General features: G+C 68.0%; 20 protein-coding genes. 12 read left to right on the top strand and 8 right to left on the bottom strand.

The window, feature by feature from the left end; genetic code table 11:
• The 6 genes from VHB27_RS11155 (at position 1) to VHB27_RS11130 (ending at position 6,772) form a co-directional block, all read left to right on the top strand.
• Entirely contained in the window at positions 1-882 is an 882-nt protein-coding gene (locus VHB27_RS11155) for a phosphotransferase (protein WP_325600304.1), read from the top strand.
• A 176-nt stretch (positions 883-1,058) separates the two neighbouring features.
• Positions 1,059-1,895, top strand: a complete 837-nt coding sequence (locus VHB27_RS11150; RefSeq protein ID WP_325600302.1) for a capsular biosynthesis protein — start codon at positions 1,059-1,061, stop codon at positions 1,893-1,895.
• 94 nt (positions 1,896-1,989) lie between these two features.
• Positions 1,990-4,635, top strand: a complete 2,646-nt coding sequence (gene leuS, locus VHB27_RS11145; protein ID WP_325600300.1) for a leucine--tRNA ligase — start codon at positions 1,990-1,992, stop codon at positions 4,633-4,635.
• Positions 4,632-5,237: an LPS assembly lipoprotein LptE gene (gene lptE, locus VHB27_RS11140; RefSeq protein WP_325600298.1), complete on the top strand. Its 606-nt coding sequence runs from the start codon at positions 4,632-4,634 to the stop codon at positions 5,235-5,237. The genes leuS and lptE overlap by 4 nt, the downstream gene beginning before the upstream one ends.
• Entirely contained in the window at positions 5,234-6,256 is a 1,023-nt protein-coding gene (gene holA, locus VHB27_RS11135) for a DNA polymerase III subunit delta (RefSeq protein ID WP_325600296.1), read from the top strand. The genes lptE and holA overlap by 4 nt, the downstream gene beginning before the upstream one ends.
• Positions 6,257-6,391: 135 nt before the next feature.
• Positions 6,392-6,772 carry a hypothetical protein gene (locus VHB27_RS11130; protein ID WP_325600293.1) on the top strand — a complete coding sequence of 127 codons (381 nt, stop codon included), beginning with the start codon at positions 6,392-6,394 and terminating at the stop codon, positions 6,770-6,772.
• An 83-nt stretch (positions 6,773-6,855) separates the two neighbouring features.
• Here VHB27_RS11130 and VHB27_RS11125 read toward each other — a convergent pair whose 3' ends face one another.
• The gene (locus VHB27_RS11125; RefSeq protein ID WP_325600291.1) at positions 6,856-7,602 is read right to left on the bottom strand and encodes an ATP-binding protein; all 747 of its coding nucleotides are present in this window, start codon (positions 7,600-7,602) and stop codon (positions 6,856-6,858) included.
• Positions 7,603-7,914: 312 nt separating this feature from the next.
• Here VHB27_RS11125 and VHB27_RS11120 point away from each other — a divergent pair, with 312 nt between their 5' ends.
• The 3 genes from VHB27_RS11120 to ribA all read left to right on the top strand — a co-directional run bounded on the left by VHB27_RS11120 (position 7,915) and on the right by ribA (position 11,248).
• A complete protein-coding gene (locus VHB27_RS11120; protein ID WP_325600289.1) occupies positions 7,915-8,769 on the top strand; it encodes a DUF6502 family protein in 855 nt (284 codons plus the stop codon).
• Positions 8,769-10,010 carry a DUF5666 domain-containing protein gene (locus VHB27_RS11115; protein ID WP_325600287.1) on the top strand — a complete coding sequence of 414 codons (1,242 nt, stop codon included), beginning with the start codon at positions 8,769-8,771 and terminating at the stop codon, positions 10,008-10,010. The genes VHB27_RS11120 and VHB27_RS11115 overlap by 1 nt, the downstream gene beginning before the upstream one ends.
• A 116-nt stretch (positions 10,011-10,126) precedes the next feature.
• Complete coding sequence (gene ribA, locus VHB27_RS11110; protein ID WP_325600285.1) at positions 10,127-11,248, top strand: GTP cyclohydrolase II; 1,122 nt, start codon at positions 10,127-10,129, stop codon at positions 11,246-11,248.
• Between the two features lie 136 nt (positions 11,249-11,384).
• Here ribA and VHB27_RS11105 read toward each other — a convergent pair whose 3' ends face one another.
• Together VHB27_RS11105 and VHB27_RS11100 are read right to left on the bottom strand one after the other, a co-directional pair.
• Complete coding sequence (locus VHB27_RS11105; protein WP_325600283.1) at positions 11,385-11,675, bottom strand: hypothetical protein; 291 nt, start codon at positions 11,673-11,675, stop codon at positions 11,385-11,387.
• 12 nt (positions 11,676-11,687) lie between these two features.
• Positions 11,688-12,344 (bottom strand): arylsulfatase, encoded by a 657-nt coding sequence (locus VHB27_RS11100; protein WP_325600281.1) that lies wholly within the window; start codon positions 12,342-12,344, stop codon positions 11,688-11,690.
• A gap of 115 nt (positions 12,345-12,459) precedes the next feature.
• Here VHB27_RS11100 and VHB27_RS11095 point away from each other — a divergent pair, with 115 nt between their 5' ends.
• Together VHB27_RS11095 and VHB27_RS11090 are read left to right on the top strand one after the other, a co-directional pair.
• Positions 12,460-13,344, top strand: coding sequence for a TauD/TfdA dioxygenase family protein (locus tag VHB27_RS11095; RefSeq protein ID WP_325600279.1), 885 nt, complete (start codon positions 12,460-12,462; stop codon positions 13,342-13,344).
• Positions 13,345-13,363: 19 nt separating this feature from the next.
• Complete coding sequence (locus VHB27_RS11090; protein ID WP_325600277.1) at positions 13,364-14,560, top strand: formyl-CoA transferase; 1,197 nt, start codon at positions 13,364-13,366, stop codon at positions 14,558-14,560.
• A gap of 118 nt (positions 14,561-14,678) precedes the next feature.
• Here the strand turns inward: VHB27_RS11090 and VHB27_RS11085 are convergent, their stop codons facing one another.
• The 3 genes from VHB27_RS11085 to VHB27_RS11075 are packed head-to-tail and all read right to left on the bottom strand — an operon-like array spanning position 14,679 to position 18,599.
• Positions 14,679-15,713 (bottom strand): TRAP transporter substrate-binding protein, encoded by a 1,035-nt coding sequence (locus VHB27_RS11085; protein ID WP_325600274.1) that lies wholly within the window; start codon positions 15,711-15,713, stop codon positions 14,679-14,681.
• A 27-nt stretch (positions 15,714-15,740) separates the two neighbouring features.
• The gene (locus VHB27_RS11080; protein WP_325600272.1) at positions 15,741-17,603 is read right to left on the bottom strand and encodes a TRAP transporter large permease subunit; all 1,863 of its coding nucleotides are present in this window, start codon (positions 17,601-17,603) and stop codon (positions 15,741-15,743) included.
• A gap of 18 nt (positions 17,604-17,621) precedes the next feature.
• The gene (locus tag VHB27_RS11075; protein WP_325600270.1) at positions 17,622-18,599 is read right to left on the bottom strand and encodes a peptidyl-alpha-hydroxyglycine alpha-amidating lyase family protein; all 978 of its coding nucleotides are present in this window, start codon (positions 18,597-18,599) and stop codon (positions 17,622-17,624) included.
• 105 nt (positions 18,600-18,704) lie between these two features.
• On the opposite strand from VHB27_RS11075, the gene VHB27_RS11070 reads away from it, so the two are divergent.
• A complete protein-coding gene (locus VHB27_RS11070) occupies positions 18,705-19,589 on the top strand; it encodes a LysR family transcriptional regulator (RefSeq protein ID WP_325600268.1) in 885 nt (294 codons plus the stop codon).
• A gap of 190 nt (positions 19,590-19,779) precedes the next feature.
• Here VHB27_RS11070 and VHB27_RS11065 read toward each other — a convergent pair whose 3' ends face one another.
• A complete protein-coding gene (locus VHB27_RS11065; protein WP_325600266.1) occupies positions 19,780-20,409 on the bottom strand; it encodes an NUDIX hydrolase in 630 nt (209 codons plus the stop codon).
• Entirely contained in the window at positions 20,409-21,188 is a 780-nt protein-coding gene (locus tag VHB27_RS11060) for an arginyltransferase (RefSeq protein WP_325600264.1), read from the bottom strand. Before VHB27_RS11060 ends, VHB27_RS11065 begins: the two co-directional genes overlap by 1 nt.
• Between the last annotated feature and the right edge of the window lie 17 nt (positions 21,189-21,205).

The raw sequence follows: 21,205 nt of genomic DNA, 5'->3' as shown, positions 1-21,205 counted from the left end.
ATGGCCCATCCCCCCGGCGGGACGCGGCGCGCGCTGCTGGGGTTTTCCGGCGTCGACATCACGCTGATCGAGAATCGGGACGGCGCCTTCGTGCGCAAGCAGGCGCGGCATGCGGGGCAGAATGAGCGCCTGCGGGGCCAGGCCGCCAAGCTCGCCTGGGCGCATGCCGCCGGTATCCCATGTCCGGCGCCCCGCGCGGAGGGCCTCCGGGACGGCCTGTTCTGGTTCGACATGGACTACGTGCCCGGCGAGAGCCTGGCGAACGGCCTGGTCTCGGGACGCGCGATCGACTGGCCGGAGGTGGCGGCGTTGATCGGGGCAATGCTCGACCGCTTCCGCACCGATGCGACCGGGACGATCGATCCCGCCGGTTTCCCGCGGAAACTGGACGACATCGTGCGGCGCTGCGCCGGCCGCGGCGCGGTGCGCGCGATGCTGGACCGGGTCGAACGGGCCGCGGCGGTGCTGGCCCGGGGCGACTGGTCGGGACTGCCCCAAGGCCCCGCGCATGGCGACCTGACGCTGGAAAACATGCTGCTGCGGCCGGACGGTTCGGTGATGTTCATCGATTTCGACGTTCCGGCGCAGGAGTCCGTCGCCCTGGACATCGGCAAGCTCTACCAGGACCTGAAAGGGCAGTGGTTCCTCCGCCACCTTGCCGTGCGCGACCCGGAGGGGGTCGACCTGCTGAACGCACGGCTCAACCTCGTGCGGGCCGTCGGGCATTTCGAGCACGTGCTGGCGGGCTTTTTCCCCGGTGACGCCGCGCGACTCCCGGCGCTGGCGGCGTTTCACCTGTTGCGCACGTTGCCCTATGCGACCGACCCCGCGGTCGGCCGGTACGTCCTGGACCGCGTGGACGCCCTGGTCGGCGCCGGTTGATGCCGCCGCCGATCCGCCGCGGCGCCGGCAGGATCGCATTTTCGCCATACGATCGTGGTCTGGTGCGGGAAGCCTGCAGGGGATCTCTCCGGCGCAGCCACGCAGCGTTGTATTGCCCATTGCAGTGCGGATGTTCCAAACTCCGGGTGGAGGACCAAGCGGAGAGGATCAGCGGCATGATCGTGATACCGATGGCGGGGTTCAACGGACGTTTCACCGATGCTGGCTACCGCCAGCCGAAATTCATGCTTCAGGCGTTCGGCAAGTCCGTGTTCGCCCACGCCGTCGGGTCGTTCCAGGCCTATTTCAAGACCGAACCGTTCATGTTCGTGCTCCGCAACGAGCACGGCGAGGCCGGTTTCGTGCGCAACGAGGCGTACAAGCTGGGCATCCGGACCGGCAGCATCGTCTGCATCCATCCCACCCGCGGCCCCGCCGAGACCGTTCAGCTGGGCCTCGATGAGATGCGGGTCCGGGGATACGAGCCGCTGATCATCTTCGATATCGGCGCCGTCCGTCCCGGTTACCGCTTCCCGCGCGAGATTCCCCGCAAGGCGGACGGCTACCTGGAGGTCTTCGCAGGCGGCGGCTACCACGCCTCCTTCGTCCGGCCCGACGAGGACGTGCCGGGCCGCGTCGTCGAAGCCGCCGATCGCGAGCGCATCTCCAACCTCTGCTGCACCGGGCTCTATTATTTCGGCTCCGCCGACCTGTTCCGCGATGCCTACCACCGGCGCCTGGAGACGTTCGTGCCGCGCATCGGCCGGTCGGAGCTGGAGATCGCGCCGCTGTACAACACGCTGATCGCCGACGGCCGGGACGTGCGCTATCACCTGATCGAGCGCGACGAGGTGACGTTCTGCGACGCGCCGGACGCCTATGAGGCCTTTGCCGGCGGCGCGCGCCCCGCTTGGACCGACGAGGCCTGGACCGACGAGGCCTGGTCTCCATCCTGGTCCCGGCCCTGGTCGGGTCGGAAAACCGTGACCTCCATCGAGGCGTCGCGGGATTAGGCCTGCCTGCCTGCCGGCGGCGGGCCGAACAGGGCAGGCCTGCTGGCCGTCAGAACACTTGCACGGAACACGTCCGCGACCGATACATCCGGCCATGAACGACAATGCCCAAACCAGCACCGGTCAATCCGGCACCGGTCAACCCGCCTCGGACGCCTCGCCACGCTATGACTTCGCCAGCGCCGAACCGCGCTGGCAACAGGCCTGGGCCGAACGCGGCTGCTTCCGGGTCGCGGACGTGCCGGCCGACGGGAAGCCGAAATACTACGTGTTGGAGATGTTCCCCTATCCGTCGGGGAAGATCCATATGGGCCACGTGCGCAATTACACGCTGGGCGACGTCGTCTCCCGCTACAAGCGCGCGCGGGGTTTTTCCGTCATGCACCCGATGGGCTGGGACGCGTTCGGCCTGCCCGCCGAGAACGCGGCGCGGGAACGCGGCATCCACCCGGCGAAGTGGACTTACGACAACATCGCCAACATGCGCGCCGAATTGCGGCGCATGGGGCTGTCGCTGGAATGGGAGCGGGAGTTCGCCACCTGCCAGCCGGAATACTACGCGCAGCAGCAGAGGCTGTTCCTGGATTTCCTGAAGGCGGGCCTGGTCGAGCGCAAGGAAAGCTGGGTCAACTGGGACCCGGTCGACGGCACGGTGCTCGCAAACGAGCAGGTGATCGACGGCAAGGGCTGGCGCTCCGGCGCGCCGGTGGAGAAGAAGCAGCTCAGCCAGTGGTTCTTCAGCATCACCAAGTATGCCCAGGAACTGCTGGACGCGCTGGAGACGATGGACCGCTGGCCGGAACGCGTCCGCCTGATGCAGGCCAACTGGATCGGCCGGTCCGAAGGCGCCAGGATGGCCTTCGACCTCGTGGATGGCGGCCAGGTCGAGGTCTACACCACGCGCCCGGACACGCTGTTCGGCATGGCGTTTCTCGCCATCGCCCCCGAACATGCGCTGGCCGACGCGGTCGCCGCCAAGGACCCGAAAGCCGCCGCCTTCATCGCCGACTGCAAGAGCCGCGGCACGTCGGAGGCCACGATCGAGACCGGCGAGAAGCTGGGCTACGACACCGGGCTGCGGGTGAAGCACCCGTTCATCGAGGGCGCCACCTACCCGGTCTGGATCGCCAATTTCGTCCTGATGGAATACGGCACCGGCGCCATTTTCGGCTGTCCCGGCCACGACCAGCGCGACATGGACTTCGCGCGCAAATACGGCCTGGCCGTCACGCCGGTGGTGCTGCCGCCCGATGCCGACGCGGCCGGCTTCACGCTGAAGAACGAGGCCTATGTCGGCCCCGGGACGATCTTCAACTCCGGCTTCCTGGATGGATTGGACGTCGATTCCGCCAAGCGCGCGGCGATCGCGCGGCTGGAGGAGCAGGGGGTCGGCAAGGGGATCGTGAACTGGCGCCTGCGCGACTGGGGCGTCTCGCGCCAGCGCTATTGGGGCTGCCCGATCCCGATCATCCACTGTCAGTCCTGCGGCGTCGTTCCGGTGCCCGACAAGGACCTGCCGGTGCGGCTGCCGGATGACGTCACCTTCGACAGGCCGGGCAACCCGCTGGACCACCATCCGACCTGGAAGCATGTCGACTGCCCCGTCTGCGGCAAGCCCGCCCGCCGCGAGACCGACACGTTCGACACTTTCGTCGACAGCGCCTGGTATTTCGCCCGCTATTGCTCCCCGCACGCCGCAATCCCGGTCGATCGCGCCGCCGTCGATCACTGGCTGCCGGTCGACCAGTATATCGGCGGGATCGAGCACGCGATCCTGCATCTGCTGTATTCCCGCTTCTTCACCCGCGGGATGAAGGCCACCGGCCACGTGAAGGTAGACGAGCCGTTCGCCGGCCTGTTCACCCAAGGCATGGTGAACCACGAATCCTACCGCGCCGCCGACGGACGCTGGCTCTACCCCGAGGAAGTCGAGAAGCGCCCGGATGGTACCGCGGCCCTGCGCGAGACCGGGGAGCCGGTGACCGTCGGCCGCGTCGAGGCGATGAGCAAGTCCAAGCGCAACACCATCGATCCGGGCGCCATCATCGCGCGGTACGGCGCCGACACCGCGCGCTGGTTCATCCTGTCCGACAACCCGCCGGAACGCGACATGGAGTGGACCGAGTCCGGCGTCCTGGGTGCCTACCGCTTCACCCAGCGCGTCTTCCGCCTGGCCGAAGCGATCACCGGCGACGAACCGCGCCCCGACAGCTTCGGCGCATCGGCCCGCGCCCTGCGACGCGCCACCCATCGCTGCATCGCCACGGTGACCGAGGCGCTGGAAAGCTTCGCGTTCAATGTCGCCGTCGCGCGCCTGTATGAACTCGCCAACGCGATCACCGAGGCCGAACGCGCCGCCGCCGAACCCGGCCTGCTGTGGGCGCGTCGGGAGGCGGTGGAGATGCTGGTGCGTCTCGCCAGCCCGATGCTGCCGCATCTGGCCGAGGAGATTTACGCCCACCTGAACCCGGCCCATCCGAACGGCAAAGACACGCTGGTCGCGGACCTGCCCTGGCCGGATGCCGACCCCGCGCTGCTGGTCGCCGAGACCGTCACCTATGCCGTCCAGGTCGGCGGCAAGCTGCGCGGCACGATCGAGGTGCCGCCGGATGCGGCGAAAGACGCGAACCTCGCCGCCGCCAAGGCCGAACCCAACGTCGCGAAGGCGCTGGAAGGCAAGCGGATCGTCAAGGAAGTCTACGTGCCGAACCGCATCATCAACTTCGTGACCGCCGGATGACCCGCTTGCCCGTCCCCCGGATCGCCCCCCGGATCTCACGTGGGATCACCCGCCGCGGGTTGCTGCTCGCCGTTCCGGCGCTGCTGGGCGGCTGCGGCTTCCAGCCGGTCTACATGCGGACCGCCTCGGGCAAGGAAGGCCCGGCGCAGCGCGAACTCGCCACCGTCTTCGTCCGCATCATCCCCGAACGCCCGGGCCAGTTGCTGCGCCAGGCGTTGCAGCAGCAGTTCGACAGCGACGCCGGGGATCCGGCGAAATACGATCTGGCCGTGTCCTTCGGGATTTCCGGCGAAGGGATCGGCATCCAGGAAAGCACCATCGCCACCCGCGTCCGCTTCATCGGCAACGCGTCCTGGAGCCTGCTTGCGCATGACGGCCACAACACCACGCTGACCAGCGGCAGCGCACGGTCGATGGACGGGATCAACGTCTTCGACGGCCAGTATTTCGCCTCCGACCTCGAGACCGAGGTGGTGCAGAAGCGCATCGCCGATGCGATCGCGCAGCAGATCACCACGCAACTGGCCATCTGGTTCCGCCAAAGGGCGAACAGGCAGGCGGACAAGCAGGCGGACAAGCAGGCGGACAAGCAGGCCGGGTGAAGCTCTTTCCCTCGCAGGTCAACGGCTTCCTGCGCGACCCCGGAAAGGTCCGCATGGTGCTGCTGTACGGCGACGACCTGGGCATGATCCGGGAGCGGGCCGAAACCCTGGTGCGCCTGGTGGCCGGCTCACTCGACGATCCGTTCCGGGTCACCGAACTGGCACGCGAGGACATCCGGCGCCTGCCCGACGAAGCGGCGGGCCTCTCGTTGATGGGCGGCCGGCGCGTGGTGCGGGTGCGGGAGGTGACCGACGCGGCGGCGGAGCCGGCATCCCAGGCCTTGAAGGGCGCCGGGACCGCCCTGGTGATCCTGGAAGGCGCGGGCCTCGCCAGCCGCTCCAAGCTTCGTACCCTGCTGGAAGCGGCGGACGACGGGGTGGCGATCGGGTGCTACCCCGAGGAAGGCCGAGCGCTGGAGGACACGATCAGGGCGACGTTGAAGGCGGCGGAGGTGGGGGTGCAGCCGGATGCGCTGAACTGGCTGGCGCAGCATCTCGGTGCCGACCGGGCCTCGACCCGGGCAGAGTTGGAGAAGCTGGCGCTATACGTGGGGCCGGGCGGCGCGGTCGACCTGGAGGCGGCGATGGCCTGCATCGGCGACCTGGCCGGGCTGTCGCTGGACGACGCGCTGTTCGCGGCGACCACGGGCGACGTGGCGAAGGCCGACCGCGCGTTGGAGACGGCAATGGCCGAAGGCGCCAACCCGGTCGCCGTCATCCGCGCCGCCATGACCCATCTTCAGCGGCTTCATCGCGCTCGGCTTGCCATGCAGGAGCGTGGCCTGTCCGCTGCCGATGCGGTCAAAACGCTTCGGCCACCGGTTTTTTATCAGAAAATGAATGCATTTACCCGGTCGTTAGGTTTATGGACCGATTCGTTGCTGATGCAGGCGCTTTCCGCCCTGTCGGAGGCCGAACGCGGGTGCAAGCGAACGGGCTGGCCGCACGATGAGTTGGCGCGCGGCGCGATATTGACCTTGGCACGGCGGTCGGCGAGGATGACGCGCGGCGCGAGATAAGCAGCGATGATTGAGATCGTCCGAAACAAAATATAGTTGAGTCAACGAATTAGATACTTTGCATTTCCGCCCGGACATGTCAGAACGTCGTCCACCGTAGGCGGCGGTTCGACCAGGCTAACTATGGAGAATTGAATGGCAACCTCGAAACGGCCCGGTTCAGTTGTATCCCGCACCGCGCCCGTTGCCATCACGCCCTCGCCCATCACGCTTCGCGATCTGCTGGTTGTCGAAGCCATGCTGGCTGACGTTGCGCCGCGATGGGTTGTGGAAATGCACGGGGTCGAGATCGACGACACCAGCCTGATCGTCGTGCCCGAGGATGGGGAGGACATGATCGGCCCCAGCTTCATCATCTCCACGCATAAGCATGGCTACCAGCTCGACCGGGTCCATTGGGACAAGATGACGGAGGTTGGCGGCTTCATCAGCCTGACCGCCGCCGCCGAGGCGGTCGCGCGGGTGTTGCGGGAGTATGCCGGTACCGGCCGCCCGCCATCGGTCACCATCCACTGACCATCTGCCCACTGGTCATCTGCCCAACGACCATCTGCCCGGGCCGCGGCTGAACACGGCCGGCGGTTCATTTCAGCCTGTGATCAGGACGCGTGCTTTAGCGTCAGCGTCGCCGCGGTGCCGTCATTGCCGTCCAGGTCCAGCGAGCCGCCGGCGCCTTCCGCGAAGGCACGCGCCAAGGCCAGCCCCTCGCCGAGGCTGGGGGTGCCTTCGAAGCCCCAGCCGTTGTCGATGACGCTGAGGGTGGTGACGTCCGCATTGCTGGACAGGCGGACAGTGATCCGGCCGGTGGGCCGACCCTTCATGCCATGCTTCACGGCGTTGCCGATCAACTCATGCGCGCTGCGGATCACGGCTTCCCGCAGCTCCGGCGGGCAGCAGCCCCGGATCGAGACGCCGACCTGGATCGTCTGATCCGTATCCCGCATCATTTCGACCATCGCGCCGGCCAGTTGGCGCAGCCGTTCGGCCATGGAGCCGGGGGCGCCGGTCAGCCCGAACAACGCGTTGGAAATCTGCGCCGAGAGGCAGATCCGGTATTCCAGCTCTCGCGCGGCCTGTTCGCCCGCCGGCGTGTCCGTCAGGCCGGGGATCTCCGACAGCAGCCCGATGATGCGCTGCAAGGTGTTCTTGGTGTGATGCCGGAGCTGGCGCAAATCCACGTCATCGCCTGCGCGGTCGCCGCCCTCGGCCACCGCCACGGCTGCTCGGCGCAGGGCGAAATCCGCCGGGTCAGCGGACATGGGACGCCGCGCGCGTGCGGATTTGCCCGCTCTGCTGAGCAGGGGTCGGGTTGCCTTCACCTGGGAGGCGGCGGCGACATAACTCATGTTCGAGCCTCATGCGTAGCGTGCGTGACGTCTCCGAACCAGATGGTAACCGAAAGCGCATCGACGCCTCGTCCGAACCATACGCGGAAAAGTCTATAGGGGAGATTCTTTCCGAAAGGTTAATTCCAGACGTCTCCTTGTTTCAAAATTTATGTGGGAGAATTTCCCACGTCAACCGGGTTTCGGACGCGCGTGGGTATTTTTCCCACCATCGCAATGTGCTAGTCTTTGCGCGGAAGGACCGATCTGCCGCACATGTCCGTTGACCACCCGCCCATTTCACCAGCGGAACCGCCAGATCAGGCCCAGCCGGTGGCGCCTGCCGCGCTGCTGATGGCGGCGCGACGCCTCCTGCGGCCGTTGGTCCGTCTCATGATGAAATCCGGGGTAACATTCCCGGTCCTGTCCGACACGCTGCGCCAGCTTTTCGTCGACGTTGCGACCAACGACATCCTTCCCGACTCGCGTTCGCGGACGGACAGCCGCATCAGCGTGCTGTCGGGTGTGCATCGCAAGGAAATCAAACGCCTGCGGCTGCTGAAATCCGATCAGGCACGGCCGCCGGACGTGGTGACGCTGCTCAGCCAGGTGGTTGGCCGGTGGCTCGGTTCGCCGGCCTACGTCACCCCCGATGGCCAGCCGCGGATCCTGGCGCGGCTGGCTCAGCCGGGGCAGGCCGCGGCGTTCGAGACCCTGGTCCAGGCGGTCACCACGGATGTGCGCCCGCGCGCGGTCCTGGACGACATGGTCAGCCATGGCGTCGTCACCGTGCTCGATGACGACCGCGTCCGCCTGAACACCCAGGCGTTCATCCCGCGGCCGGGCGGGGCGGAGCAGCTCTTCTACTTCGCGCGGAACCTGCACGATCACGTCGCCGCCGCATCGGCGAATATCGTTAGTGGAAATCCGCCCTATTTTGACCGCAGTGTTCATTACGATGCCCTTACGCTGGCGCAGGCCGAGGCGCTGCGTGCATACGCACGCGAGGTCGGCATGCGCGCGCTGCTGGAGGTCAATCGCAAGGCGCTCGAACTCCTCGGCGAGGAAGCAATGCCGGCCGCGGACCAGGCGAACAGGGATGGGCGAGAGCGGGTGAATCTGGGAATCTATCTGTACCAGGAATGTGACGACGGCAAAGAGGACGGGGCTTCAGGGGGACGTGCCTGATGCTGCCCCGGCTTTCCCATGTCCTGATCGCCGCCCTGCTGCTGCTGGGCGTCGCCGCGTGCTCCAAGCCGGATGCCGGCAAGGCCCAGCTTCAAGGACTTGGTCCCGCGGGCGGCGAGTGCCGCGCGGCACCGAACGGCGGTCCGCCGTTGGCAGCCGAAGACGAACATCGGGAGGCGGAGCGGGGCATCGGCGGGACCGGCACCATCGCCGACGTACCGACCGCGATGTTGACCACCGATCGCGGCATCGGCGGGACCGGCATCCTGGGGATCGTCACCGGATTTGGCTCGATCTGCGTGGACGGGCTGGAAGTCGCCTATGACTCCTCGGTAGCCGTCGATATCGACGGCGATCCCGCCCGAACCTCCCAACTCCGGGTCGGGCAGGTCGTGGCCGTCCATGCGGCGGGTTCGGCATCGGCGCCCCGGGCGCAAAGCATCTCGGTCCAGATCGCCGCTGCAGGCCGGATCGACTCGGTGACGTCCGATGGCGGGGTGTGGCGCGTCGGCGGGCAGCGCGTCCTGGTCACCCCCCGCGTCCCAGGCATGGCGGAGCGCAAGACGGGCGACTGGGTCGCGGTCAGCGGGCTGCGCCGCCCGGACGGCGTCGTCGTCGCCAGCCGCGTCGATCCGTCGCCGTCGGACCATCTTTCGGTGCGCGGCGAGGCCTGGCAGGAGCGTGGGGCCTTGCGGCTCGGCGCCCTGGTACTGCCGGATGGATCGGCCAAGCCGGGCGACTGGGTGCACGTCGTCGGCGATTATGCCGGCGGAGGACCTCACGCGGTCTCGGTCACTCCCGACACGACCTGTCCGAACCCGTACCGCTGCTTTGCCGGCGCTGTCGGCCGGCTGGTCTACCAGGCTTATGTCCATGCCGCGGATGGCCAGGTGCTGATCAACGGCGTGGTCTTGCCGGCGGTGGGCCAGGCGAGCGGGATCAATGCCGACAGCGTCGCGGTGGTGACCCTGCAGCGCCAGCCGGACGGCGCCTTTGCCGCGACCGGGATGCGGGCCGCCCGGCCGATCAAGGTGGTGCCCGTTCCGCCGGTGCCACCGGATTCGGCTTCGCCCGCGCCGCAGGACCCGACCCAGCCGGATGGATCGGGCGAACCCGAAGCGCCGCCGGCGTCCACGTCGGGTGCGATCACCGGCCGCAGCAATGCCGCGGCGATCGCCGTCCTGGGACCGTCGGCGAAGACCCTGGCGATGCTGTCCCGACCGGTCGCCGCGCGTCCGTAAATCGCGTCGCCGACGCGCTTGCCCCCTTGCGGAACGGCCGCGTACGACCGTTATTGGCGGCGGAGCGTGCGGGTCTGTTCACCCGCGCGTCTGGACAAGCGTCTGAAAGGTCGCACGTGGCGGATCAGGTCGACATCCTTGGGAAAGCCAGGCGGAGCCTGCGGCGGGTACACCGAGCAGCCTCCGACCTGCGGCGAGGCGTGCCGGTGGTGCTGGCGGGAGAGAGGCCATTGGCGATCCTGGCCGCGGAGACGGCCGACCTCTCCGGTTTCGCGGAATTCACGATGCTGGGCCAGGGTGCGACGACCCTGATCCTTGCGCCCGCACGGGCCGCGGCCGTGGCGCCGGGGCCGGTGGACATGCGCGCCGCCGCGACCGGGCTGGTCCTGCCGGCCGGGCTGGACACGCTGGCCGTCTACCAGGCGCTGGCCGATCCGACGGTCGAGCAGCCGCAATTGCCGGAAGAGCCGGCGCTGGTGCCCGCACCCGCCGATGCCGCGGCGGCGCTGGGGTTGGCCAAGGCAGGCCAATTGCTGCCCGCCGTCCTGGCACGGACCCTGCCGGCCGAGTACCGCGCCTTGCTGGCGGCCCATGCGATGATCGAGGTGGCGCCGGAGGAGGTCCTGGGCTTCGTCGATCATGAGATCGCGGTGCTGCAGCAACTGACCGCCGCCACCGTCCCGCTGGCGGACTCGCCCGAGACCCGGGTCGTCGCGTTCCGCAGCCATGCCTCGGCCACCGAACACCTGGCGATCGTGGTGGGACGGCCGGAGACGGCGGAGGCGCCGTTGGTCCGGATCCACTCCGCCTGCTATACGGGCGACGTCCTGGGCAGCATGCGCTGCGACTGCGGCGAGCAGTTGCGCGGCGCGATCCACCGGATGTCGGAGGATGGGTCGGGCGTCTTGCTATACATGGCGCAGGAGGGGCGGGGCATTGGCCTGGCCAACAAGCTCCGCGCCTATGACCTGCAGGACCGTGGCCTGGATACGATGGACGCCAACCGCGCGCTGGGATGGGGCGCGGATGAGCGGCGGTTCGAGGCCGGGGCGGTGATGCTGCGGAGCCTCGGCATCAAGCGGGTGCGGCTGATGACGAACAACCCCGACAAGCTCGCGGCGATGCAGGCGCACGGGATCGAAGTGGCGGAGCGGGAGGCGCACCTGTTCGCCGCCAACGGGATCAACGACGAGTACCTGGCGACCAAGGCCTCGCGGTTCGGGCATATGCTGGATTAGGCAGGTGCCGGGTTGGGCGGGTTCAGTGTCGCTGGCCCCCCGCCGGACCCTCCCCGTCAGGGCCCGGCTTGACCGGGCCATGACGGGGAGGAAGATGGCCCGGTCGAGCCGAGCCATGACGAGGTTAAGCCGGACGTCAGGGGGTCAACAGTTCCTCGGCCAGCGCTGTCCATTCCGCATCCAGCGACCCGCTCGCCGGCGTGCGGCCGGCGCGGTTGTACCAGTAGCGTGCGTTCGAGAGGTCGGGCTCCTTGCGATGCAAATACGCATGCACCGCCGAACCCGCGGCGCTCGGATCGGCCTGGGCGCAGTCATGCGCCTTCGCCCAGTCGCCCTTGCCGTCCCACCACAGCGCCTGGACGGGCGATGACAACCCGTCGGGCGGGGCTGCGAGTGCGAGGCTGGCGCGGAATTCGGTCAGGTCCATCGCAATCCTCCCTTATCCTTTCACATCCAGCAACCGGCGCAGCTTCCTGACGGCGCTGTCGGGCGTCGTCAGCACCGTCTTTCCGGTCGCCGCCGCGATCGGCCCGGCGGCCCGAGCGAGGCTGAACTGCGAGAGCGCGATCACCGGACAGTCCGACAGTTGCGCGGCAGCGGCGACCGCGGCCGCGTCGTGCGCCGGAAGGTCGCCACGATCGAGCGCGGCCAAGGCGCCTTCAGCCAGGCACGGCATGATCGTCACCCCTGGCGCGGCAGCGGCGAATTCCGGCGGCATGGACGCCAGCGTCGGTGGAAAGGTCGCCATCAGCCCGATCTGTCCGCGCGCGCCGACCTGGACGACGGCTTCCTCGATCATCGCCTCGTTCGGCTTCAGCACCGGGATAGGGGCCAGCACCCGCGCACATTCCTCGATGCAAGGACCGAAGGCGGAGCAGGTGAACAGGATCCCGTTCGCCCCCGTTCCGACCGCGTAACGCGCCAGCGTCAGGAACCGCTCGGTCATCACCGGCGTCAGCGCGCCGTCGCGGGCGAGGTCCGCCGACAGCGAGTCATCCAGCAGGTTCATCAGCCCGGCCTCGGGCCAGAGGCGTCGGAACGCCTCGGCGGTGGGCACGACGGAATGGCTCAGGGCATGGATGAGGGCGATGCGCATGCCATCACGTTGCGGCAGGGCGCGGCGAAGGGCAAGGGCACGACCAAGGCCGTGGCTTGCACGATCCGCCGTGAGTTCGCAGGATGCCGGCAAGACAAGAACACAGGAGGCGACGATGCGTGTGCAACCGCTTCATCCCGGCTTCGCGGCGGAGGCCGAGGCGATCGACCTGTCCCAACCCTTGAATGATGCCGATATCGCATCGATCTGGCAGGCGATTGACACATACCCTGTGCTGGTCTTTCGCGGCCAGCGCCTGACCGATACGCAGTTGCGCGACTTCGCCGCCCGGTTTGGACCGCTGGAGATCGGGCGGGCGGCCATGCGTCCCGGCCCGCGGCGCCTGGCCATTCCGCAGATCGGCGACATCTCCAACCTCGATGAGGACAACAAGGTCCGTGCGCTGACCGACCGGCGCCGCCTGGACAGTCTCGGCAACCGGCTCTGGCACACGGATGCGTCCTATATGCCGGTCCCCGTCGTGCTGGGCATGCTGCACGCGGTGGCGCTGCCGCCGCCCAGCCCGTTCGGCAACGGCGAGACCGAGTTCGCCGACATGCGCGCCGCCTACGCCGCATTGTCCGAGGCGACGAAAGCCGCGATCGACGACCTGGTCGTAGAGCACGACGTGTTCTGGTCGCGCGCGCAGATCGGCTTCACCGAATTCCCCCAGGGCGAGCGCGACCGGTTCCCGCCGTCTCCGCAACGATTGGTGCGCCGGATGGCGGCGGCCGGGCAAAAAACCTTGTACCTGTCAGCGCATGCGTCGCATGTCGTCGGCTGGCCCGTGGCGGATGGACGCCTGCTGCTGATGGACCTGACCGCGCACGCGACGCAGACTCGTTTCGTTTACAGTCATACCTGGCGGGTCGGCGACGTTGTGATCTGGGACAATCGGTGCACAATGCACCGCGGACGGCCGCATGATGAGGCCCAGCCTCGGGACCTGCGCAGGGCGACCACGCTGGATGCGCGCTCGACGCTGGAGGAAGCGGCGTAACGAAGAAGGGAAACGACGGATGGATCAGGCACTTTCGGGTATTCGCGTCATCGACATGACGCACAACCAGGCGGGTCCCGCCTGCGCGCAGATCCTGGGGTTCCTGGGCGCCGACGTGATCAAGCTGGAGGAGCCGAAAGGCGGCGACGTCGCGCGCACCAACCTGCGCGACCGGGCCGACAGCGACAGCCTGTTCTTCCTGATCCTGAACGCCAACAAGCGCAGCCTGACGCTGAATCTGAAGACCGAGGAAGGCAAGGACCTGTTCCGCAAGGTCATCGCCCAGTCGGACGTGCTGCTGGAGAATTTCGGCCCCGGTGCGCTGGACCGCCTGGGCCTGGGCTACGAGGCGCTGTCGAAGATCAACCCCAGGCTGGTCTATGCCACCATCAAGGGTTTCGGCACCTACGGTCCCTATAGCGGCTACAAGAGCTTCGAGCCGATCGCCCAGGCGATGGGCGGCGCCATGGCGGTGACCGGCTTCCCCGAGAACCCGCCGACCTATGTCTATCCCGCCATCGGCGATTCCGGCACCGGCATGCACATGGCGATCGGCATCCTGGCCGCCCTGCAGCAGCGCCATGCCACGGGGAAGGGGCAGCATGTCGAGGTGTCGATGCAGGACGCGGTGGTCAACCTCGTGCGCGTCAGCCTGCGCGACCACCAGCGCTATGGCCATCCGCCGCCGCGCGTCGGCAACCAGCTTGGCCGGACGGTGCCGGGCACGACCTTCCCCTGCGCGCCGGGCGGTCCGAACGACTACGTCTACATCTTCTGCCAGCCGCAGATGTGGAAGCCGCTGATCAATGCGATGGGCCAGCCCGGCCTGGGCGACGATCCCCGCTTCGCCACGCCCGAGGCGCGGTGGGAAAACCGCGCGGCGCTGGAGGCGATCGTGACCGATTGGACGAAGCAGCGGACCAAGCACGAGGTGATGCAGATCCTCGGCGAAGCGGGCGTGCCGAGCGGTGCGTGCCAGGATACCGGCGAGGTGCTGGCGGATCCGCACCTGCGCGAACGCGACATGATCGTCGATGTCGACTATCCGACGCGCGGGACGTACCAGACGGTGGGTTGCCCGATCAAGCTATCGGATTCCCCGGTCGCGGTGACGCGGCCGCCGATGCTGGGCGAACATTCCGGCGAGGTGCTGGCGGAACTCTGCGGCGTCGACAAGGACACGGCCGCGCGACTGCGCGGGAACGGGGTGATCTAGGGGCGGGAAGGGTGAAGCCCCATCGGCGTCGAAGTCCATGAGGCACCGGCCCTTCTGCCGTCATGACGGCAGAAGGGCGGCACCACGCCATCGACCTCGTTCCGTTGCCAACGACCTATCAGGAAACCTTCCCGACCGCCTTCTCCAGCAGCCCCCAGGCCTCATCGCCCAGCTTCGCCTTCCATTCGGCGTAGAACTTCGCTTCCCGCAGCACCTTGCGGAAGCTGTCGGGGTTGCAGTCGTTGAACACCATGCCCTTCGACACCAGCAGGCCCTTCGTCGAGGCGTTCAGCTTGGCGATGTCGTCCCGCTGCAGCGGCGCCACGTCGTTGAAGCTCTGCTGCGTGATCTTCTGCAGGTCGGGCGGCAGGGCGTCCCAGGCGTCCTTGTTGCAGCACAGCCAGTACCCGTCCCAGACATGGTTCGTCATGGAACAATATTTCTGCACTTCATAGAACTTGCCGGCTTCCACCTGCGACAGCGGGTTTTCCTGCCCGTCGACGATATGGGTCTGCAAGGCCGAGTAGACCTCGCCGTACTGCATCCCGACCGGTGCCGCCTTCAGCGCCTTGAACAGCGCGATCAGGCTGGGCGCGATCGGCGTGCGCAGCTTCAGCCCCTCCAGGTCGGCGGCCACCTTCACCGGGTGGTTGCTCGTCGTGGTCTGGCGGAAGCCCAGGTCCCACATCTTCTCCATCGGCACCAGCCCGGTCTTGGCGGCGATCTGCTGACGCACCAGCACGCCCAGGGGACCGTCCATCGTCGGCCAGACCTGGCTGTAGTCCGAGAAGACGAAGCCCATCGCGTTGATCGCCGCGACCGGCAGGATCGACGACAGGATCTGGCCGGTGGGTTGGCAGAACTCGATCGCCCCGCTGCGGGCCTGGGACAACAGGTCGTTGTCGCCGCCCAACTGGCTGTCGGGGAAAACATGCAGCTCCATCCGGCCATTGCTGGCCTTGGCGATCCGGGCACCGACTTCCCGCAGGCGGGTGTTGAACGGATGCGCCGCAGGCGTGCTGGTGCCGATCTTATACGAGAACTCGGCCGCCGCCCGCGCTCGGCCGATGCCGAACACCAGCGCCGAGGCGCCCAGCGCCAAGGCACGCCTGGTCGTCTTCAGACGGTTCGTCTTCATACTGGTCGTCTTCATGTCCGTCTCCACCCGAATTCTGTTTCGTTACAAAGCAATCGTCGTCAGCCACGGCACCGCCGCCACCACGACCAGACCGACGAACAGCGCCAGGATGTAGCGGCCGATATAGGGAAGCCCCGCCTCGGGATCGCAGGCCCCGATGGCGCAGGCGACGTAGTAGCCAACGCCGAACGGCGGCGAGAACAGGCCGATCCCCATCGCCAGCACCGCCGTCACGGCGTAGTGCACCTCGTTCAGCCCAAGCCGGTGCGCGATCGGGAACAGGATCGGGCCCATCAGCACGATCGCCGGTATCCCTTCCAGCACGCTGCCCAGCACGACGAAGATCAGCGCCGACACCGCCAGGAACGACGCCGCCCCGCCCGGCATCCCGACGATCCAGGTTTCCAGCCCGCGCGAGAACCCGGACTGCGTGATCGCCCAGGCCATCGCCGTCGCGGCGCCGACGATCAGCAGGATCGCGCCCGACAGGGATGCGGTCTGCACCAGCATCGGCCACAGCCGCGCCCATTCGAACCGGCGATAGATCAGCAGCCCGGCGACGCAGGCATAGACGATGCCGATCGTCGACACCTCCGTCGCCGTCGCCACCCCATCGACGATCGCCGCTCGGATCACGAAAGGCAGCGCCAGCGCGGGCAGGGAGATGACCAGGCTGCGCAGGATGACGGCACGCGACGCGCGGGGCGCGACCGATCCGGACCGGCGTGCGCGCAACCAGACGACGACGCCCAGGAACAGCCCGCCGGCGACGCCGGGGATCACGCCGCCGGCGAACAGCGCCGCGATCGAGATGCCGGTGACCGACCCGATCGTGATCAGGATCAGGCTGGGCGGGATCGTCTCGGTCTGCGAGCCGGTCGCCGCCAGCAACGCGACCAACTCGCCCCGCGGCACGCCGCGTTTCACCATCTCGGGGAACAAGGCCGGCGCGATCGCCGCCATGTCCGCGGCTTTCGACCCGGAGATGCCGGACACCAGGTACATCGCCGCGATCAGCACATAGGACAGTCCGCCACGTACATGACCCAGCAGGTTGGACAGGAACGCGACGATGACCGCCGCCATGCCGGTCATCTCGATCAGCAGGCCGAGGAAGATGAACAGCGGCACCGCCAGCAGCACCGGATGGCTCATGCCCGCGTCCATGCGCGACAGCAGGACCGATAGCGGGATATGCGTCGTCAGCGCCAGATAGGCCAGGGTGGACAGGCCAAAGGAAAACGCGATCGGGATCCCGGCCAGCACGGTGGCCGCGGCGACGCCGACGAAGAAGACCAGCAGGTTGAGGTTGCCCAGCGTCCGGAACCCCGCGTCCCAGACCGTCATCGTCGTGGCCAGGGCAAGCAGGGCGGCGAACGCCACGGCCTCGGGCAAGGTCGGGCGGCGCAGGCGCAGCAGCAGCGACAGCAGCATCAGACCGATCCCGACAGGCATCGCCGCCGCCCGCCAGGCCATGGAGATGTCCATCGTGGTCAGGCTGACGATCTGCTCGTTCTGCACATACCGCAGCGCCGGACGCAGGGTGAACAGCAGGAACACGGCCGGCGCGGCGACGGACAGGGTGTTCAGCCCTTCCCACACCGGTCCGCGCGCGCGGCCGATCAGCGCCGTCATCCGCATATGCGACCCGCCACGCAGCGCCAGCACCGCGCCCAGCATCGCCAGCCAGAGGAACAGCATCGACGTCAGTTCGTCGATCCACACCTGTGGCGCGCCGAACGCATAACGGGCGACGACGCCGATCAGCAGCAGGACGATCTCGGCCGACAGCAGCAGCACGCAGGCGGCGCACAGCAAGTGGCCCAGCCAGCGGTCCAGGACGCGGGATTGCGCAAGCGCGGCGGACGGTTCGGCGATCGGGATCCGGTCGGTGGCGATCTGCATGGTTCGGCGACGAACCGGTCAGCCGGCCGGCAGCTTCTCGAGCTTCTGCAGCGCCTTCAGGTCGGGCGGCCGCGGCTTGTCGGGGAAGGCCGAGGGCCAGGAACTGACCACCACCTCGCCCACATAGATGTCGCCATGCGAGTCGACCGCCACGCCATGCGGCGACATGAACTGCCCCGGCTCCTGGCCGACCCCGTCGGACTCGCGGCCAAGGCGCGCGAGGACGTTGCCCTTGGTGTCGAGGATGGAGACGCGGGGGCCGAGGTTCGGATAGTGGCGGTTGACCGGCAAATAGGGACCGATCTCGCCGACGTAGCACAGCGGGCACTGGCCGAAGGTCATGCACAGTCCGCTGGGGCGGTGGACATTGGTCCACTGGGTCTCGAACTTGCCGTTGCCGTCGAAGACCTGGATGCGGTGGCTCTCGCGGTCGGCGACATAGACCCAGCCGTCCGGGTCGCAGACGATGTTGTGCGGCAGGTTGAACTCGCCGGGGCCGCGGCCGGACTTGCCCCAGCTCATCAGCAGCTTGCCGTCGGGCGCGTATTTGTGGACGCGGGCGTTGCCGTAGCCGTCGGAGACGTAGATCTCGCCCTTCGGCGACAGGGCGGTATGGGTGCAGCGGTTGAACGGCTTGCCGCTCATGAACGGCGACGCGGTGCCGGGCACGCCGATCTCCATCAGCACGCGCCCATCCGGTGTCAGGCGGCGGACCGTGTGGTCGCCGTCATCGGTGCAATAGATCGTGCCGTCCGGCGCGATGTGGATGCCATGCGCGCGGGTGAACAACTTCTCGCCCCAGGAGCGGAGGAAATTGCCCCAGCGGTCGAACACCATCATCGGGTGCTTGCCGCGGTTGAAGACGAAGACGTTGTCGGTTTTGTCCACGCCGACCGCGGCGACTTCGTGGAAGCCCCAGCCCTCGGGCAACTTGGCCCAATCGCGATTGACCCGGTAGCGGTACTCACCCTCGCCGAGGATGACGTCTTCCTGCACGGCCGTTCTCCCGTCCCGATTTGCTTATTCGTGGCCGCAGATTGAGTGCGGTGGGTGAGTCCGACAATTCGCTTTTTTGGAGAAACCGATTACTTCTGGTGATCAATGGATACCAGGGACCTCCGCTACTTCATCGCCGCCGCCGAGTCCGGCCATCTGCACCAGGCCGCGGAACGCATCGGCCGCAGCCAGCCGGCGCTGAGCAAATGCATTCGTCGGCTGGAAGCGGAGGTCGGGGCGCGGCTGTTCGAACCATCCGGCCGCGGCATCAAGCTGACCGATGTCGGCCACGCGCTGCTGGGCCGCGCACGACTGCTGGTCCAGGGGATGCAGGACACGGTGCGGGAGATGACCGACCTGGCGCAGGGCATCGCCGGGCATGTCCGCCTGGGCAGCGGTCCGACCACCGCGGAGTGGCTGCTGCCGGGACTCTGCCGCCGCCTGCTGCGGGAATCGCCGGGGCTGACGCTGGAGGTGAAGACGGGCCTGGGGGACGTGCTGCGCCAGGGATTGCGGGAAGGGCGGCTGGACCTGGCGATCACCCCGCTGGCGCCGGATGACGCCGTCGAATTCAACTCCGTTGCCATTGCCGGGGACACGATGGTGGCGGCGGTGCGGCCAGGCCACCCGCTCGATCGGGAGGGGGTGCTGCCCGAGGACCTGGACCGCTACGCCTGGTTGCTGCCGGCCGGTCGGCTGGCGTCCACCGACTGGCTCATGCAGCGGGTCCGAGCGCTTGGGTTGGGAAAGCCGCGGGTCCAGGTGGAGGCGGATACGGTGATCATGCTCCGACGGGTGGTCAGCGAGACCGACCTGCTGACGTTCCTGTCGCGGCGCGACCTGCTGCACGGGCCGGCGCTGCGGGAGGTGATGCTGCCGGACCTGACCTATCACCGGTCGATCGGGGCCTTGTCGGTGCGCGGCCGTCACCCGTCCCCGGCAATGGCGCGGGTGGCCGCGCTGCTGGAGGAACTGGCGGAGGTGGGGTGATCGCGATGGCCGGTCGATTCCGTACCGCATATGCAACAAGATTTGCGCCGCCGGTTCCGTCCATTGCCTATCTCGGCGCCAATGGGCCTACGCGACCGAAGTGGCCATGCCCTGTTCAATGCCCACGCGGCTGACCGGCCACGACGAGAGGGGCGTGACCCAGACCGCCGGTCATGCCGCCCTGTCGTCCTCAGTCGAAATCCGTCGGCAAAGACGGGTCCCGCCAATGCGCGAACATCCGCGCGATGTGCCACGGCAGCGTCCGGCGCAGCGACAGGTCGGCGGGAATCTCGTGCTCGTGGAACCAGCCGCAGCCGCTGGTCTCCAGGCTGGTCGTCGCCTCCCCGCCGTCCAGCGCGCAGATGAAGAACAGCCGGACCACCGAGAACGGCGATGGCGGGTGCGCGTGGCTGGCGCGATCCCACACGGCGGCGAGTTTCATCACTCGAGCGTGGTAGCCGGATTCTTCGCGGATTTCCCGGATCACCGACTGCCGCGGGGTCTGGTTCACATCCGCCCAGCCGCCCGGCAGGGTCCAGAGGTCGCCGTCGATCGCCTCGCGCACCATCAGGATGCGGCCCTGCGGGTCGAACACCGCGCCGCGCACGCCGACCTTGGGGGTGGCGTAGCCGGTCTCCTCGGTGAACAATCCCTCGATGCGGTCCAGGTCGGCGTCGGTGTGCTGGGCCATGATCTGCGACGCGAGGCGCCGCAGCGCCTCAAACCGTTCGCGGTCGTAATCGTTGGGGGTGAACGCCAGGCCGGTCTGGGCGATGGCCTGGATTTCCCGTGCCCAGACCAGCCAGTCCGGATCGGCCATCAGCCGGCCGTCTCGCTGATCAGCATGCCGTCGGCGGCGGCCTTGCCGGCCACTTCCTGCTCCGTCAGCGGCCGCCAGACCCCGTTCACCAGGATCTCGCTCGGCTTGAAGCGGGCCTTATAGGCCATCTTGCGGCTCTCCGGCACCCAATAGCCTAGGTAGACAAAGGGCAGCCCCGCGGTCCGAGCGCGTTCGATCAGCCAGAGCACGGCGAAGGTACCGAGGGAACGCTTGTCCATGCCCGGCTCGAAGAACGAGTAGACGGCGGACAGGCCGTCACCCAGCTTGTCGCCCAGGCAAGCCAGCACCAGCCTGTCCTGGCGGTCGCGGAACTCGATGATGAAGGTCTCGATCGGCGTGTCCTCGACCATCGCGCGATAGTCGTAGAAGCTCATGCTCGCCATGTCGCCGTCGCCATGGCGAGCCTGCTGGTAGCGCTGAAAAAGCTGGAACTGCTCCGCCGTGGCGCGAGGCGGCACGCGGAACCCCTCCAGTTCGGCATTGGCGCGGGCGATCTTGCGCAGCGTGCGGTCGGTCTGGAACGTGTCGACCGGGATGCGGATCGGCACGCAGGCCTGGCAGCTTGGGCAGACGGGCGCATAGGCGATGTTGTGGCTGCGCCGGAACCCGGCGCGCGACAGGCGGTCATGCAGCGCGTCGGCGTCCGGCCCGACGATCTCCGTCACGACCTTGCGCTCCGTGCGGCCAGCGACGTACGGGCAGGGCAGGGGAGCCGTCGTGTAGAAGAACTGCGGACGGCGAGGTGGCTTATAGGTCATGAGCGTGATGCATCGTC

This window comes from Rhodopila sp. (genome assembly GCF_035548235.1).
Lineage (GTDB): Bacteria > Pseudomonadota > Alphaproteobacteria > Acetobacterales > Acetobacteraceae > Rhodopila.
This window is presented reverse-complemented; position numbering and strand designations above follow the sequence as displayed.

Coding starts and splice junctions, on each gene's coding strand:
- VHB27_RS11155 (WP_325600304.1), top strand. CDS start 1: ATGGCCCATCCCCCCGGCGGGACGCGGCGCGCGCTGCTGGGGTTTTCC.
- VHB27_RS11150 (WP_325600302.1), top strand. CDS start 1,059: ATGATCGTGATACCGATGGCGGGGTTCAACGGACGTTTCACCGATGCT.
- leuS (WP_325600300.1), top strand. CDS start 1,990: ATGAACGACAATGCCCAAACCAGCACCGGTCAATCCGGCACCGGTCAA.
- lptE (WP_325600298.1), top strand. CDS start 4,632: ATGACCCGCTTGCCCGTCCCCCGGATCGCCCCCCGGATCTCACGTGGG.
- VHB27_RS11130 (WP_325600293.1), top strand. CDS start 6,392: ATGGCAACCTCGAAACGGCCCGGTTCAGTTGTATCCCGCACCGCGCCC.
- VHB27_RS11125 (WP_325600291.1), bottom strand. CDS start 7,602: ATGAGTTATGTCGCCGCCGCCTCCCAGGTGAAGGCAACCCGACCCCTG.
- VHB27_RS11115 (WP_325600287.1), top strand. CDS start 8,769: ATGCTGCCCCGGCTTTCCCATGTCCTGATCGCCGCCCTGCTGCTGCTG.
- VHB27_RS11105 (WP_325600283.1), bottom strand. CDS start 11,675: ATGGACCTGACCGAATTCCGCGCCAGCCTCGCACTCGCAGCCCCGCCC.
- VHB27_RS11100 (WP_325600281.1), bottom strand. CDS start 12,344: ATGCGCATCGCCCTCATCCATGCCCTGAGCCATTCCGTCGTGCCCACC.
- VHB27_RS11095 (WP_325600279.1), top strand. CDS start 12,460: ATGCGTGTGCAACCGCTTCATCCCGGCTTCGCGGCGGAGGCCGAGGCG.
- VHB27_RS11090 (WP_325600277.1), top strand. CDS start 13,364: ATGGATCAGGCACTTTCGGGTATTCGCGTCATCGACATGACGCACAAC.
- VHB27_RS11085 (WP_325600274.1), bottom strand. CDS start 15,713: ATGAAGACGACCAGTATGAAGACGAACCGTCTGAAGACGACCAGGCGT.
- VHB27_RS11080 (WP_325600272.1), bottom strand. CDS start 17,603: ATGCAGATCGCCACCGACCGGATCCCGATCGCCGAACCGTCCGCCGCG.
- VHB27_RS11070 (WP_325600268.1), top strand. CDS start 18,705: ATGGATACCAGGGACCTCCGCTACTTCATCGCCGCCGCCGAGTCCGGC.
- VHB27_RS11065 (WP_325600266.1), bottom strand. CDS start 20,409: ATGGCCGATCCGGACTGGCTGGTCTGGGCACGGGAAATCCAGGCCATC.
- VHB27_RS11060 (WP_325600264.1), bottom strand. CDS start 21,188: ATGACCTATAAGCCACCTCGCCGTCCGCAGTTCTTCTACACGACGGCT.